Origin of the sequence: Variovorax sp. KK3 (genome assembly GCF_001984055.1) — a bacterium.
GTDB lineage: Bacteria > Pseudomonadota > Gammaproteobacteria > Burkholderiales > Burkholderiaceae_C > Variovorax.
In genome coordinates, this window is sequence record NZ_LYVO01000030.1 from 1 (window position 1) to 13,340 (window position 13,340).

The 13,340-nt window shown below is 67.2% G+C and carries 17 protein-coding genes; 6 read left to right on the plus strand and 11 right to left on the minus strand.

Features of this window, described 5'->3' with window-relative positions:
- Positions 1 to 54 precede the first annotated feature (54 nt).
- The 9 genes from B0W80_RS16035 to B0W80_RS16070 all read right to left on the minus strand — a co-directional run bounded on the left by B0W80_RS16035 (position 55) and on the right by B0W80_RS16070 (position 7,643).
- Positions 55 to 1,518, minus strand: a complete 1,464-nt coding sequence (locus tag B0W80_RS16035; RefSeq protein WP_077000226.1) for an aldehyde dehydrogenase family protein — start codon at positions 1,516 to 1,518, stop codon at positions 55 to 57.
- Positions 1,519 to 1,599: 81 nt separating this feature from the next.
- Positions 1,600 to 2,070: a nuclear transport factor 2 family protein gene (locus B0W80_RS16040; RefSeq protein WP_077000162.1), complete on the minus strand. Its 471-nt coding sequence runs from the start codon at positions 2,068 to 2,070 to the stop codon at positions 1,600 to 1,602.
- Positions 2,071 to 2,100: 30 nt separating this feature from the next.
- Positions 2,101 to 2,487 carry a cytochrome c family protein gene (locus B0W80_RS16045; RefSeq protein WP_083745438.1) on the minus strand — a complete coding sequence of 129 codons (387 nt, stop codon included), beginning with the start codon at positions 2,485 to 2,487 and terminating at the stop codon, positions 2,101 to 2,103.
- Positions 2,484 to 4,232: an FAD-dependent oxidoreductase gene (locus B0W80_RS16050; RefSeq protein WP_083745439.1), complete on the minus strand. Its 1,749-nt coding sequence runs from the start codon at positions 4,230 to 4,232 to the stop codon at positions 2,484 to 2,486. The genes B0W80_RS16045 and B0W80_RS16050 overlap by 4 nt, the downstream gene beginning before the upstream one ends.
- A 49-nt stretch (positions 4,233 to 4,281) precedes the next feature.
- Positions 4,282 to 5,289: a hydroxyquinol 1,2-dioxygenase gene (locus B0W80_RS16055; protein WP_077000163.1), complete on the minus strand. Its 1,008-nt coding sequence runs from the start codon at positions 5,287 to 5,289 to the stop codon at positions 4,282 to 4,284.
- Between the two features lie 137 nt (positions 5,290 to 5,426).
- On the minus strand, positions 5,427 to 5,939 hold the full coding sequence (locus tag B0W80_RS16060; RefSeq protein WP_077000164.1) for a hydroxyquinol 1,2-dioxygenase: 513 nt from the start codon (positions 5,937 to 5,939) through the stop codon (positions 5,427 to 5,429).
- Between the two features lie 154 nt (positions 5,940 to 6,093).
- Positions 6,094 to 6,507, minus strand: coding sequence for a hypothetical protein (locus B0W80_RS16065; protein WP_077000165.1), 414 nt, complete (start codon positions 6,505 to 6,507; stop codon positions 6,094 to 6,096).
- The gene (locus tag B0W80_RS35505) at positions 6,504 to 6,680 is read right to left on the minus strand and encodes a hypothetical protein (protein WP_179106943.1); all 177 of its coding nucleotides are present in this window, start codon (positions 6,678 to 6,680) and stop codon (positions 6,504 to 6,506) included. The genes B0W80_RS16065 and B0W80_RS35505 overlap by 4 nt, the downstream gene beginning before the upstream one ends.
- A gap of 12 nt (positions 6,681 to 6,692) precedes the next feature.
- A complete protein-coding gene (locus B0W80_RS16070; RefSeq protein WP_077000166.1) occupies positions 6,693 to 7,643 on the minus strand; it encodes a LysR family transcriptional regulator in 951 nt (316 codons plus the stop codon).
- Positions 7,644 to 7,707: 64 nt separating this feature from the next.
- Between B0W80_RS16070 and B0W80_RS16075 the strand changes: the two genes are divergently transcribed.
- Positions 7,708 to 8,142, plus strand: coding sequence for a DUF1841 family protein (locus tag B0W80_RS16075; protein ID WP_077000167.1), 435 nt, complete (start codon positions 7,708 to 7,710; stop codon positions 8,140 to 8,142).
- On the opposite strand, the gene B0W80_RS16080 is transcribed toward B0W80_RS16075, so the two are convergent.
- Positions 8,118 to 9,089 carry a LysR substrate-binding domain-containing protein gene (locus B0W80_RS16080; RefSeq protein WP_256856596.1) on the minus strand — a complete coding sequence of 324 codons (972 nt, stop codon included), beginning with the start codon at positions 9,087 to 9,089 and terminating at the stop codon, positions 8,118 to 8,120. The genes B0W80_RS16075 and B0W80_RS16080 overlap by 25 nt on opposite strands.
- Positions 9,090 to 9,202: 113 nt before the next feature.
- On the opposite strand from B0W80_RS16080, the gene pcaH reads away from it, so the two are divergent.
- Both pcaH and pcaG read left to right on the plus strand, forming a co-directional pair.
- A complete protein-coding gene (pcaH, locus tag B0W80_RS16085) occupies positions 9,203 to 9,934 on the plus strand; it encodes a protocatechuate 3,4-dioxygenase subunit beta (protein ID WP_077000168.1) in 732 nt (243 codons plus the stop codon).
- A gap of 176 nt (positions 9,935 to 10,110) precedes the next feature.
- On the plus strand, positions 10,111 to 10,713 hold the full coding sequence (gene pcaG / locus B0W80_RS16090; protein ID WP_218668910.1) for a protocatechuate 3,4-dioxygenase subunit alpha: 603 nt from the start codon (positions 10,111 to 10,113) through the stop codon (positions 10,711 to 10,713).
- Positions 10,714 to 10,794: 81 nt separating this feature from the next.
- Here the strand turns inward: pcaG and B0W80_RS16095 are convergent, their stop codons facing one another.
- Complete coding sequence (locus tag B0W80_RS16095) at positions 10,795 to 11,478, minus strand: cytochrome c (RefSeq protein ID WP_077000170.1); 684 nt, start codon at positions 11,476 to 11,478, stop codon at positions 10,795 to 10,797.
- 160 nt (positions 11,479 to 11,638) lie between these two features.
- Here B0W80_RS16095 and B0W80_RS16100 point away from each other — a divergent pair, with 160 nt between their 5' ends.
- From B0W80_RS16100 to B0W80_RS16110, 3 genes are read left to right on the plus strand one after another with little or no spacing between them, the layout of a single operon-like run.
- A complete protein-coding gene (locus B0W80_RS16100; protein WP_077000171.1) occupies positions 11,639 to 12,481 on the plus strand; it encodes a MoxR family ATPase in 843 nt (280 codons plus the stop codon).
- Positions 12,478 to 12,720, plus strand: a complete 243-nt coding sequence (locus B0W80_RS16105; protein WP_077000172.1) for a hypothetical protein — start codon at positions 12,478 to 12,480, stop codon at positions 12,718 to 12,720. Before B0W80_RS16100 ends, B0W80_RS16105 begins: the two co-directional genes overlap by 4 nt.
- Positions 12,721 to 12,724: 4 nt before the next feature.
- A complete protein-coding gene (locus B0W80_RS16110; RefSeq protein WP_077000173.1) occupies positions 12,725 to 13,336 on the plus strand; it encodes a GNAT family N-acetyltransferase in 612 nt (203 codons plus the stop codon).
- Positions 13,337 to 13,340: the final 4 nt, after the last annotated feature.

A 13,340-nucleotide genomic window follows, 5' to 3' on the forward strand; every position in this document is an offset into this window, starting at 1 on the left:
CCACGCGCTGGGGTTGGCTGGTGTAGCTGAAGTCGCGCACGGTGGCCCTGGTGTTCAGCGCTGGAAATGCGGCGGGATCTGCGCGTCGACGTTGACCCACACGCTCTTGACCTGCGTGTACTCGCGCATCGCGTCGAAGCCCATCTCGCGGCCATAGCCGCTTTGCCCCACGCCGCCGAAGGGCGAGCCGGGGTTCACGCGCTTGTAGCTGTTGATCCACACCATGCCGGCGTGCAGGTCGCGCGCGACCTTGTGGGCGCGCTGCAGGTTGTTGGTCCACAGGCCGCTGCCGAGGCCGTAGTCGGTGCCGTTGGCGATCTGCATGGCCTCGGCGTCGTCCTTGAAGGTGAGCACGGTGACGAAGGGCCCGAACACTTCTTCCTGCGCGACGCGGTCGCGGAAGCTTTTCGCGCGCACCACGGTCGGCTCGACGTAGCAGCCCTTGGCCAGATCGCCACCCGGCCCCTTGCCGCCGGCGAGCACGTCGCCGCCCTCGCCTTGCGCCACCTCGACGTAGCTCAACACGCGCTCGCGATGCACGGCGCTGGTGAGCGGCCCCATCTCCGTGGCATCGTCGAGCGGGTTGCCGAGACGGATGGACTTCGCCAGCGGAATGAACTTGTCGAGAAAAGCGTCGGCGATCTTCTCGTGCAGCATCAGCCGCGAGCCCGCGATGCAGGCCTGGCCCTGGTTGTGAAAGATGGCCCAGGCACTGCCGTTGACGGCGGCCGCGAGGTTGGCGTCTTCGAAGACGATGTTGGGACCCTTGCCGCCGAGCTCGAGCTGCACCTTCTTGAGATTGCCGGCACTGGCTTCGACGATGCGGCGGCCGGTGGCGGTGCTGCCGGTGAAGGCGATCTTGGCAATCTCGGGATGCTCGGCGATGTACTGCCCCGCCACGCTGCCGAGGCCGGGCAACATGTTGACCACGCCATCGGGCAAGCCGACCTCGGCCATCAGCTCGACGATCTTGAGCGAGCTCAATGGCGTGATCTCGGCCGGCTTCATCACGATGCAGTTGCCGGCCGCGAGCGCGGGCGCCATCTTCCAGCTGGTGAACATGAGCGGGAAGTTCCACGGCACCACCTGGCCCACGATGCCGACCGGCTCGCGCAGCGTGTAGTTGAGGAAGCCCTCTTCCACCGGAATGGTCTCGCCCTGGAACTTGTCGGCCATGCCGCCGAAATAGCGGAAGCAGGCCGCCGTGCGCGGCACGTCGAGGCGGCGCGAGTCGCGCACGGGGTGGCCGGTGTCCAGCGATTCGAGGCGCGCGAGTTCTTCGGCGTTGGCCTCGATCAGGTCGGCCAGCTTGAGCAGGATGCGTCCTCGATCGGCCGCGGCCATGCGGCGCCACGCCGGCAAGGCGCGCTTCGCCGCGGCCACGGCCTTGTCGACGTCGGCCTTGCCGGCCAGCGCGACCTCGGCGATGGTCGAGTTGTCATGCGGGTTGAGCGTGGCCAGCGTCTCGCCCGACTCGGCATCGATGAAGCGGCCGTCGATGAAGAGCTGGTGGCGGATCGGTGACTTGAGGCCGGCGGCCTGCTGGATGTCGGCGAGGTTCATGGCGAGAGGCACTCCCTGTTCGTGTCGATGTCGATGTCAGCTCGCCTTGCCGGCAAGCCATGGATAACGCGAGGTGTCCTTGCTTGCGTAATCCGGATCGAGATAGATGAAGCAACGCTGGATCAGGAAGTCGCGCACCTCGAACACATCGCACCAGCGGCCTGCGCCCCACTCGGGCACGCCGGCGCGCCAGGGGCCATCGGCATGCTCGCCGTAGCTGGTGCCTTCGCAGGCGAACAGGTCGGTGCCGGTGAAGATCCAGTTGAAGCCCGCGTAGTCGTGGCGGATGGCCTTGCCGCGGCTGCCGACTTCGCCGAAGAGCTTGCCGATCTCGTCCTTGCCGTTGGCCAGGCCCCACTTGGGAAAGTAGACCTGCGCATCGCTCGCGAACAAGTCGAGGATGGAGCCGCCGGTGGACGTGACGCCACCGTTGTCGTAGGCCTTGAGGTATTCGAGGGCGACCGACTTGCGTTGCTCGTCGGTCATGGTTTGGCGGGTAAGGGCCATGGCATGTCTCCTTCTGTCTCGGTCGTTGGGTTACTTGAGCGACTGCATGTACTCGATGAGCGCGGCGCGCTTCTTCGGGTCGTCCTGGAAATAGGCCATCGTGCTGCCGGGCGCGACGGACTGGGTGTCGGTGAGCCACTTGTCGAGCAGGGCGCGGTCCCAGGTCTTGCCCTTCATCGCGTCGAGGTACTGCTTCGAATAGGTGAAGCCCGCACCGCCCGCGGCCGGCTTGCCGATGAGGCCGTAGAGGTTGGGGCCGACGCCATGCGGCGCACCCTTGTCGAAGCTGTGGCATTGCGCGCAGGCGGACTGGGCCAGGCGTTGGCCGACCGACTGGGCCTGAGCCTGGGCTTGCGCCTGGCTCGCGACGAGCGCCGTGACGAGCGCAAGCATCGGCAGCAATGTCGTGCTCCTCATGCCGCGCTCCTGCCTTCGGCGTTCACTGCGTTGGCGGCGCGATAGGCGAAGGCGATGATCGGTCCCAGCGTCGCACCACCGGCCCAGTAAGCGCGGCCGGAGGCCGAGGCGACGCAGTTGCCCACGCCGTACAGGCCGGGAATGGGCTGGTCGCGGACGTCGAGCACGCGCCCGTTCGTGTCGGTCTTTGGGCCGCCCTTGGTGTCGAGCGTGCCGGCGACCACCAGCGCCGCATAGTAGGGGCCACTGTCCGCGATGGGCCACATCGTCGGGTTGCTTCGGCCGGCCTCTTCCTTCACGTCACCGTTGAACAGCTGCTCGACGACGCGTTCGCCGCGGCGGAAGTTCAGATCCTTGCCGGTCTTCGCGAACTGGTTGAAGCGCGCGATGGCGGCCTGCAGGTTGGGCAGGAAGTCGGGGCCGAGCCTCGCGCCGCCGGTGACGCCTGCGTACTTCGCCATGCGCTCGTCGATGGCGCGCGCCAGTTCGGCCAGCGTGGCGCCCTTGATCACGTGGCGGTCGTCGGTGCCCGGCGGCACGATCAGGCGGCCGTATTCAGCGCTGGCCGAATGCTGCTGCGAGCGCTGGTCCCAGACGGCGATGCGCACGAGGTTGGGGTACTCGGCCTTGGCGCCGTCCCATTCGAAGAAGGTCTGGGCCAGCTCGTTGTATTGCAGCTTCTCGTTGACGTTGCGCTGGCCGTACTTGTTGACGAAGAGCATCGAGTCGCCGGCCACCGAGAACATGCCGGAGATGGAGCCGTCTTTCGCTACCGCTTTTTCGAGCGGGATCGGGCAGGTCCAGGCGTAGTTCATGTTGCGCAGTTGCGCGCCCAGCGGGCCGGCCAGGCCCACGAAGTCGCCCTCGTTGCTGGGCGCGGCGCAGCCGCCATAGATAGGGCCGTTGAGGAAGTTCTTGCGCAGCTCGACGTTGTGGGTGAAGCCGCCGGTCGCGAAGATCACGGCCTTGCGGGCCCGCAGGCGCACGGTGGCGTCGAGTTCGTCCTTGGCCTCGACGCCGATGACGCGGCCGGTCTTGTCCTGCAGGATTTTGGTGACGCGCATGCCGGTGCGGATCGGGATGCCTTCCTGCCGCGCCTTGGTCGACAGGGTGCGCACCGCGACCAGGCCGCCGTCGGACATGCTGGGGATCGCGTCCTTCGGCACCAGCACGCGTCCCTTGGGCGCCTTGTCCTCGGGCAGCTCGGCGAAGTAGTCGGGCACGTCGGCGACGTGTCGGTACGGAAGCGCGCCCTTGTTGGCCAGCAGTTCGGCCGCGGGCGAGGCGCTGTCGTAGAACGCGGAGCACATGTCGTACTCCCACTGGTTGAAGCCGTAGCGCGGGTGGTTGGGGTCGTAGCCCTGCGGGTTGGAGAGCCGCGCCACGTACTTCAGGAAGTCGGGCTTCGGGTCGGAGATGCCGGCCTTCCTCATGGCCTCGTTGTTCGGCACCCAGTACCAGAAGGCGGCCTTGGCGGTGGTGCCGCCGATGCTGCCCGCCTTCTCGAGGATGACAGCGCTGTTGCCCTGCCAGCGTGCGAACAGCGCCGAGGCCAGGCCGCCGCATCCGCTGCCGGCCACGACCACGTCGTAGGTGGCGTCGAATCCGCCCGCGGTCGCGGCATCGGCTTCGTGGGTCGACAGGCCGAGGGTGGCCGCGGCGACGGCGGCGGAGCCCACGCCCGCTTGCTGCATGAATCGTCGGCGCGAGGCTGCGCCGGCATCGGACCGGATAAGGTCTGCCATGGATGTCTCCTCAAAAGGACGCGCCGCAAGTGCGGCGCGTTATCGCCCGTTAGAAACTCACTGGGATTTCGGGGCTCTCGCCCTTCTGGATCTCGTACACCAGGCTCGGCGAGCCGTTCTCCCACACCAGCAGCATCGAACGCTTGGGGCTGAAGCCCTGGTGGCGGCAGTAGGCGGGCATGGCGGCCATGTCGCCGGCCTTCATGATCACGCGGGCCATGGGGCGGCCGGTGTTCTTGTCGCCGCAGTCCCAATGGATCTCGTCGGTCATCTGGAAGAACCACTCGACGCGGTCGTTGCCGTGGATGATCGGCAGGATGTGCTCCTCGGTGGTCGGGCACATGAAGCTGTGCTTGACAACCGAGGTGAAGCTCGGGTTCCAGGTCACCTGCGAGCGGCTCAGGAAGCCGAAGAGGTTGAAGGCATGCACCTCGTTCTCGAAGCCGGGCTCGGGGTGCAGTTCGGGCTGGGCCTGCGGCACGTCGGCGAAAGCGCGGTTGACCGGTGCGCCGGTGTCGTCGCTGCGCAGGCGCAGGTCGTCCTTGAGGCCCACGCAGCGCGTGGCCAGCTCGCGCGCCCGGGTGATCTTGGCGGTGTTGTTGCCGTTCTTGCGGCCGTAGGGCGAGCCGGTTTCCTGCGGCGCGCTGAAGGGGTCGAAGCTCTCGTTGGTCCAGTCGTCGAGCATCGCTTCGAAGGTCGCGCGGATCTGCGCGGTCGGGAAGTTCTCCAGCAGGTCGATGCCGGCTTCCTTCATCGTGCCGTTGTAGCTGCCGGCATAGAGGTCGACCGACTGGTAGTGGTTGACGGTGCCGACCACGTCGTCGAAGTTGACCCAGCCGTAGAAGAAGCCCCAGGCCACGTCGCGCATCAGGGCGCGCAGGTAGTTGCCGACGTCCATGGTGTGGCTCATCGGCCGGCCGTCCTTGGACTTCCAGGTGATGTGGGCGAAGTATTCGTCGCGATGGAAGCCGAAGCTGCCGAGCGTGAAGTCCTTGTAGCCCAGCGTGGCGTGGGGCTGGGAGGCGATGACCTTCGCGAGTTCTGCGGGGGCGTTCATAGTTCAACTCCAATGTTCGATGTTGGCCAGATGGTTTTTCGGTGGAACACCGCGGAACCGGCTTTGCCGGGCCGCTGGTGTTGCCCCCGGTGAGGGGGTTGGCGGAGCGACACGAAGTGCGCGCAGCCTGGGGGAGGTCAATGTGTTTGGCAGATGTCGGCCCACTTCTCGATCGAGAGATCGCCCTTGCAGGTCTGCAGCACGATCACGCCGGGCTCGCCGCGGGTTCGGAACTGGTAGGCCGTGTTCTTCGGCAGCAGGCCCTGGTGGCCGCGGGTCAGCTTCATCCAGCCCATCTTCTGGCCCTTGGGTTCGCCCTGGACGAGCACGGCGCCGTTCTTGTCCTCGTCGGCGACGGCCTGTGCGCCGTCGAGCTTGACGAGATGCACCTCGACCTCGCCGTCCATCACCAGAGCGAACTCGTCGTGGGCGCAGGTGTACCAGGGAGAGGTGCCCTCGGCGCGCAGCGCTTCGAGCACGTAGATCTGGTTCTGGCCGAACACGACCTTCTCGTACGGCTTGCTGCGGCTCGCGATGTCGAAGCAGTTCGAGAAGGCGTAGTGCTTCACGTCGTCGTCGATCGGCTCGACGTGGCCCTTCTCGAAGTTCTTGAGCGACCCGAAGCGGGTCTGGTATGCGACGGCGGTCATGGGCTTGTCTCCTGGGGTCATCGATGCAGCGGTGCTGCGATGGGGTGAACTCTAGGAACAGCGGGCCGCCTCGGGTAGGCCTCAAATGCGGGCCGCATTGTTCGGCCGTTCCGGTCAATCGGCAGGGTTTTCCCGGGATCGACCCTGAGGCGGGTCAGGGCTTGCGGCCGCGCCAGTCGGAGAAAAACGAGAAGAAGCACATGCCGAAGAACAGCACGCCGGCGACGCCGGTCCATCGGTCCTTGGCGGTGTTGCCGTCCAATGCCATCCACGCACCACCGAGCACGAAGACGAGGCTGGCCAGCGCGCAGAGCAGGTCGAAGGCGCGGGCCATGGCCGGGCGCGGCGCAGGCGGCGAGACGTAGGGGCGCGGTTCGACGTGGCCGAGCTTCGCGGGCAGCTGCGCGAGCGGCTCCCACAACTCTTCGCGATACATGCGGAAGCGGCGCGTCGCGGCCTCGACTTCGAACCGGCGCAGCTCGCCGGTGCGATCGGTCAGCGCGATACCGACGACGCCCGCGCGCGGGAAGCGCAATGCGGTGGGGGCGCGGTAGTTGGCCTCGCTCACAGCACCTCGCCGCTCGCCACCTCGATGAGCTGGACCGTGAGCCACGTTCCGGAGCGTTCGTCGTCGGTGCGATGCATCTCGACGCGCACGTCGCCGTCGGGCGACAACGCGGTTTCGAGCAGTGCGCGGCCCTCGAAGCGGAGCGTGTCGGCGCGCGGCGGCTGCTTGTTCATGAGGATGGCCTCTCAGGCATCCGCGATGAGCGCCGAAGGCAGCAGCCCGCGCTCGACCATGGCCGCGTCCCACGGCGCCACGCGCGTGAAGGCCGCCGTGATGTGCTCGATGAAGAGCTTGAGCTTGAAGGCATTGCGCGAGGTGCCCGCATACACCGCACTGAGCGAGAACGACGACAGCTGGTGCTCGGCCAGCACCACTTGCAGTTCGCCGCGCAGGATCGCGTCGCCCGCCACCAGGGTCGGCAGGCAGACGATGCCGGCATGCTCCAGCGCGTATTCGCGCAGCAGGTGCACGCTGTTGGTCAGGAGCGCCGCGGTCATGTAGAGCGTGATCTGCTCGCCCGCGTGATGAAAGGTCCAGCGGTCGCGGCTCGGGTAGCCCGAGTAGAGGCCCAGGCGATGCTTGTGCAGGTCGCGCGGGCTCTGCGGCGTGCCGTTGGCGCGCAGGTATTCGGGCGTGGCGCAGAACACGCGCCGCACCGGGAAGAGCGGGCGCGACACCAGCTCGGTCGAGGCGGCTGGAAATATCTGCAGGGCGCAGTCGACGCCGGCCTTGACCGGATCGACCACCGCGTCGCTCACGATCAGCTCCAGGTGGATGTCGGGGTAGCTCGACTGGAAAGCGCGCAACACCGAGGCCAAGTGGCCCAGCACGAAGCCGGTGAGCGCGTGGACGCGCAGCGTGCCGGTGGGGCCGGCACGGGCGCCGCGCATCTGGTCCATCACGTCGTGCGCGCGGCCCACGAGCTCGGTGCAATCGCGCAGGAAGGCCTGGCCCACGTCGCTGAGCCGCACCACGCGCGTGCTGCGGTGGAAGAGCGGCGCGCCCACGTGCTCTTCGAGCTGCTTGACGCGCGTGGTGACGACCGACTTGGCCACCCGCATCTGCCGCGCCGCCTCGGCGAAGCTCTGCGTCTGCGCGACCCGGACGAATGTCTCGATGTTTTCAAGTCGGTCCATGGGGCGCAAATGTAGCGGCCGCACGCGCCGTGCGCCCTTGGGGGCGGTGCTAACCTCGCCCCCCATGTTCAATCCCACTCAAGAAGAGGTGCGCCGCTTCTTCTGCGACGTCTACGCCAAGAGCCGCAGTGGCGCGCCGATGGAGGCGCTGGAGATCATCGCCAGCCGCTGGATCGACGAGCACCCCGAATACCATGCCGAACTGGCCGATGCCGATGCCGCGGTGGCGCGTGTGTACGACGGCAAGGACGGGCGCGAGAACCCGTTCCTGCATCTGTCGATGCACCTGTCGGTGAGCGAACAATGCTCCATCGACCAGCCGCGCGGTATCCGCCAGGCGGTCGAGCTGCTGGCGGCGCGCCGCGATTCACTGCTCGATGCGCACCACGAGGCGATGGAATGCCTGGGGCAGATGATGTGGGAAAGCCAGCGCGCGGGGCGCCCGCCCGATGGCGATGCCTACGTGGCCTGCGTTCAGCGGCGCGCCACGCGGGACTGATCGGCGCCGCGACCGACGCTGTTGTCGCGCAGCAGGCTGATCAGGGCTTGGCGCGCGGGCGACGGCTCGGCATCGCTGCGCAGGAGCAGTCCCACCGGCTCCTCCGTGCCGGTGGTGTCGACCGCGAGCCGGGTCAGCAGGCCGCTCGCCAGGTCGTCGTGTGCCGCGCCGATAGGGGTGAACCACACCGCATCCGAACGCACGACGAGCGCGCGGGCCACCGACAGGTCGAGGGTCTGCGTCGTGTGGGCCGGCAGGCGCAGGCCCAGTCCCGACAGAAAGCTCTCGGTGTGGTGGCGCGGGATCGTGCCCTCGCCGTAGACCACCATGGGGTGGCGAAGCACGTCCTGCACCGAGGGCGCCGCCTTCGACAGCGCATGGCCGGCCCGCGCGACCAGCGCCAGCGGTTCGGTGTAGAGCAGCTCGAAGGTGAGGCCGGCCATCAGCTGCGGATCGCTCATGCGGCCGGCGACCAGGTCGAGCTCGCCGGCACGCAGGGCATCGAGCAGGAACGCGTTGGCGCCTGTGTGGACCTGCACCTGCAACTCGGGCAGGCGTTCGCGCAGGGCGGCCAGGGCCGGCGGCAGCAGCGAGGGCGCCACGCTGGGCAGCGCGCCGATGCGCAGGCGCTGCAGCCGCGCGCCCGATGCCGGCATCAGGTCTTCGGCGCCTGCGTCCAGCGCTTCGAGCACGCGGAGCGCGTGCGCCAGCAGCTGTTCGCCCGCCACGGTGAAGCCCTGGATGCCGCGGCGGCCCGCACTGCCGCGATCCACCAGCCGCGCCCCGGCGAGCGTTTCGAGTTCGGCCAGGGTCTTGGACACGGCCGGCTGGCTCAGTGCCAGGCGCTCGGCCGCCCGGGCCAGGTGGCGCTCCTGCGCCACGGCCACCAGGCATCGCAGGTGCCGCAGCTGCACGCCTCGCAGAAAGGCTTCGGATCTGGCGGCCACGTGAACTCCCCTCAATTACCGCTGCTTATGAAAAAACACAAAAACGTCAATTTACATCAGCAATGCGCATGAATACAGTTCGAGGCATCCCCTACGAACACGGAGACAAGTTCATGAGCTCTTCCACCTCGCCGACGGGCGCCCTGCCCACGCTGACGCCGCGCGACTGGCCCAGCCATCCCTCGTACATCTACCCGGGTTACAGGTCGACCGCCAAGCGCGGGCCGACGCAGGCGCTGATTCCGCTGAAGGCGTCGCTGGGCGAGATCCGCCAGCCGGTGTACGGCCACAGCAGCATCGGCGAGCTGGACCACGACCTGACCCGCAACGCGCGCCGCAATGGCGAGCCGCTGGGCGAACGCATGATCCTCACCGGGCAGGTGCTCGACGATCGCCGCCGCCCGGTGCGCAACACGCTGGTCGAGCTGTGGCAGGCCAACGCCTGCGGCCGCTACGTGCACAAGGTCGACCAGCACGACGCGCCGCTGGACCCCAACTTCCTCGGCGCCGGCCGCTGCATGACCGACGACGAGGGCCGCTACCGCTTCCTCACGATCAAGCCGGGCGCCTACCCATGGGGCAACCATCCGAACGCGTGGCGCCCGCAGCACATCCACCTGTCGCTGTTCGGCGAGCACTTCGCCAGCCGGCTGGTGACGCAGATGTACTTTCCGGGCGACCCGCTGCATCAGTACGACCCGATGTTCACCGGCACGCCGGAGCACGTGCGCAACCGGCTGATCGCCGACTTCAGCCTCGACGTGACGGAAGAGAACTACGCGCTGGGCTACGTGTTCGACATCGTGCTGCGCGGCGCGGACGAAACGCCCTTCGAAAACCGCTGAACCAAGTTCTCCCCCAGGCTCCCCCACTTCGTGTGGTCCGCCAACCCCCTCGCCGGGGGCGACACCAGCGGCCCGGCAAAGCCGGTTCCGCGGTGTCCCCCGCCTGGCACGCATGGCGGCTGGCATTGCAGTTCTGAAGCGCACGGCAGCGCAACGCAAAAGGAAATGAAATCATGATGAGCGCACTCGAAACCAACTTCGGCCAGACCCCTTCGCAAACGGTCGGCCCCTACTTCGCCTACGGCCTGACGGCCACCCAGTACGGCTATGACTTCGACCAACCCTTCGACGCAGTGGTGGCGCTGGACGACGCACGCGGCGAGCGCATCCGTATCGAAGGCCGCGTGATCGACGGCGACGGCAAGCCGATCAACGACGCGCTGGTCGAGATCAGCCAGCCCGACGGCACAGGCGCCTATCCCCGATCGGTGGAAGACGCGCAGGCCATCGGCTTCCGCGCCTTCGGACGCGCAGGCACCGGCACCGATGCGCAGAACCGCTTCGTGTTCCACACGGTCAAGCCCGGCGCCGAGTCTGCCGGCGAGGCACCGCACGTCAACGTGATCGTGCTGATGCGCGGCATGCTGCTGCACGCCTTCACCCGGCTCTACTTCAGCGACGAGGCCAAGGCGAACGCGGACGACAAGGTGCTGGCCAGCGTGCCGGCCGCGCGGCGGCAGACGCTGATCGCGGAGCGCATCGAGACGGGTGGGCAGGTGACTTACCGCTTCGACATCCACATGCAGGGCCCGAACGAGACGGTGTTCTTCGACGTCTGAGGCACGGCGCTCGCACGACGCGACCCCAATGAAAAAAGCCCGCTGCGGTCGCAGCGGGCTTTTTCGTTGGGGAAACCGTTCTTACTTGGCGTGGTGGATGCGCGATTCCGGCACCGTCTTGAGTTCACCGGGCAGCGAGCTGATGTAGCTGGCCAGATCCTTGAGCTCGGCATTGCTGAACTTCTTGGCCTGTCCGCTCATCACGCCGTTGGAGCGGCCGATGGTGAGGTTCTTCTCGACCTTGTACGACTTGAGGGCGACCAGCAGGTAGTCGGCGTGCTGGCCGGCCAGCTTGGGCACGGTGCCGTCGTTCGGCGTGTTGAAGTTGGCGCCATGGCACTTGGTGCAGGCGTTGTCCTTGTCGCGGGAGATCAGGGCCTGCACGCGCTCGCTGGGCTGGCGGGCGGCGGTGGCGGGGGGTGCATCGCCTTCCTGCACACCGAGCTGGCTGTAGTAGGCGGCGAGGTCGGCGATGTCCTGCTCGGTCAGCGAGTCGGCAATGGCTCGCATGGTGGGATGCTTGCGGTCGCCGCCCTTGTACGCCGAGAGGGCCGAGGTGATGTACGTGGCGCTCTGGCCCGCGATCATCGGCACCTTGTGGACCTCGGGGAAGCTGGCCTGGTAGCCGATGATGCCGTGGCAACCCACGCACATCGCCACCTTCTTCGAGCCATTTTCGACACTGCCCGTGATCTTCTGGGCCTGGGCCGAGACCGTCACGCAAGCGACAGCGAGGGCAAACACCGTGGACAACAACTTGTTCATTTTGCGCGCACAATCTCGTGGAGAACTGGTTTCTTCAAGTCAACATTTGATTATATGCAGGGCCCTTGGCGGTCCCGGCCGCGAAGCACCAGGCATCGCGCAACGCAGATGATTGAAGTGTTGCGTCTTCACATCCACCCTTCTCTTCCACGCGCCATCCATGAAATTCAAGGGCTCCGACAATTACGTCGCCACACAGGATCTGATGCTCGCGGTCAACGCGGCGATCACGCTCAAGCGCCCACTGCTGGTCAAGGGCGAGCCGGGCACCGGCAAGACGATGCTGGCCGAGGAAGTGGCGAGCTCGCTGCAGCTGCCGCTGCTGCAGTGGCACATCAAGTCCACCACCAAGGCCCAGCAAGGCCTCTACGAGTACGACGCGGTGAGCCGCCTGCGCGATTCGCAGCTGGGCGACGAGCGGGTGAAGGACATCCACAACTACATCGTGAAGGGCGTGCTGTGGCAGGCCTTCACGGCCGAACAGCCGGTGGCGCTGCTGATCGACGAGATCGACAAGGCCGACATCGAATTCCCGAACGACCTGCTGCGCGAACTCGACCGCATGGAGTTCTACTGCTACGAGACGCGCGAGCTGGTGCAGGCCAAGCATCGTCCGGTGGTCTTCATCACCTCGAACAACGAGAAGGAGCTGCCCGACGCCTTCCTGCGCCGTTGCTTCTTCCACTACATCAAGTTCCCCGACGCCGAGACCATGAAGAGCATCGTGGCGGTGCACTTCCCCAAGCTCAAGCAAGACCTGCTGGCTTCGGCGATGAAGACCTTCTACGACGTGCGCAACCTGCCCGGGTTGAAGAAGAAGCCGTCGACCTCCGAACTGCTCGACTGGCTCAAGCTGCTGGTGGCTGAAGACATTCCGCTCGAAGCGCTGCAAAGCAAGGACGACAAGGTCGCGGTGCCGCCGCTGGTGGGCGCGCTGCTCAAGAACGAACAGGACGTGACGCTGTTCGAGAAGCTCGTCTTCATGCAGCGCCACAACCGATGAACGAGGGCCGCCCCACCACCCGACAGTTGCTGCTGCTGGGCGTGGCGCAGGCGGTGCTGTTCCTCGCGGGCGCGCTGCTCGGCCGCTGGCTCGGGCTGTTGTTCGGCCTCGATGCGTTCGGGCCCGGCTACGGCAACGGCACCATCGTCGGCATCCTGCTGATCGGCCTGGGCGGCGGCGCCGGCGCACAGCTCGCGCGGGTCTGGTTCACGCGCAAGTACGGTTCACCGAGGAGTTGAGAAGATGGCGTTCGTCGAGCCCGTCACGCTGAGGTCGCGCGGCATCGCGCTGGTGCCCCTGGGGCTGGATCACGAAGAAGGGCTGCGTGCCGCCGCGGCCGACGGCGAGTTGTGGAAGCTGCGCATCACCTCGGTGCCCGAGCCCCAGGACACTCGCGCCTACATCGAGACCGCTTTGGCAGGCCGCGAGGCCGGCCACCGCTTCGCCTTCGCCGTCACCGACGAGGCCAGCGGCACGGTGCTGGGCTCCACCAGCTTCCACGACATCCTGCCCGCGGTGAAGCGCGTGGAGATCGGCTACACGTGGTACGCCAGGCGCTGCCAGCGCACGCACGTCAACACCACCTGCAAGCTGCTCATGATGACGCACGCCTTCGACACGCTGGGCTGCCACGTGGTGGGCTGGCGCACCGACAACTTCAACCACGCGTCGCAGCGCGCCATCGAGCGCCTGGGCGCGCGCAAGGACGGCGTGATCCGCGGCCACGCGATGCGCCGCGACGGCACCATCCGCGACACCGTGATGTACAGCCTGCGCTCGGGCGAGTGGCCCGAGGTGCGGGCGCAACTGCTCTACCTGCTCGACAAGCCGCGTCCCGCGCGCGGCGAGGAGTGATTCG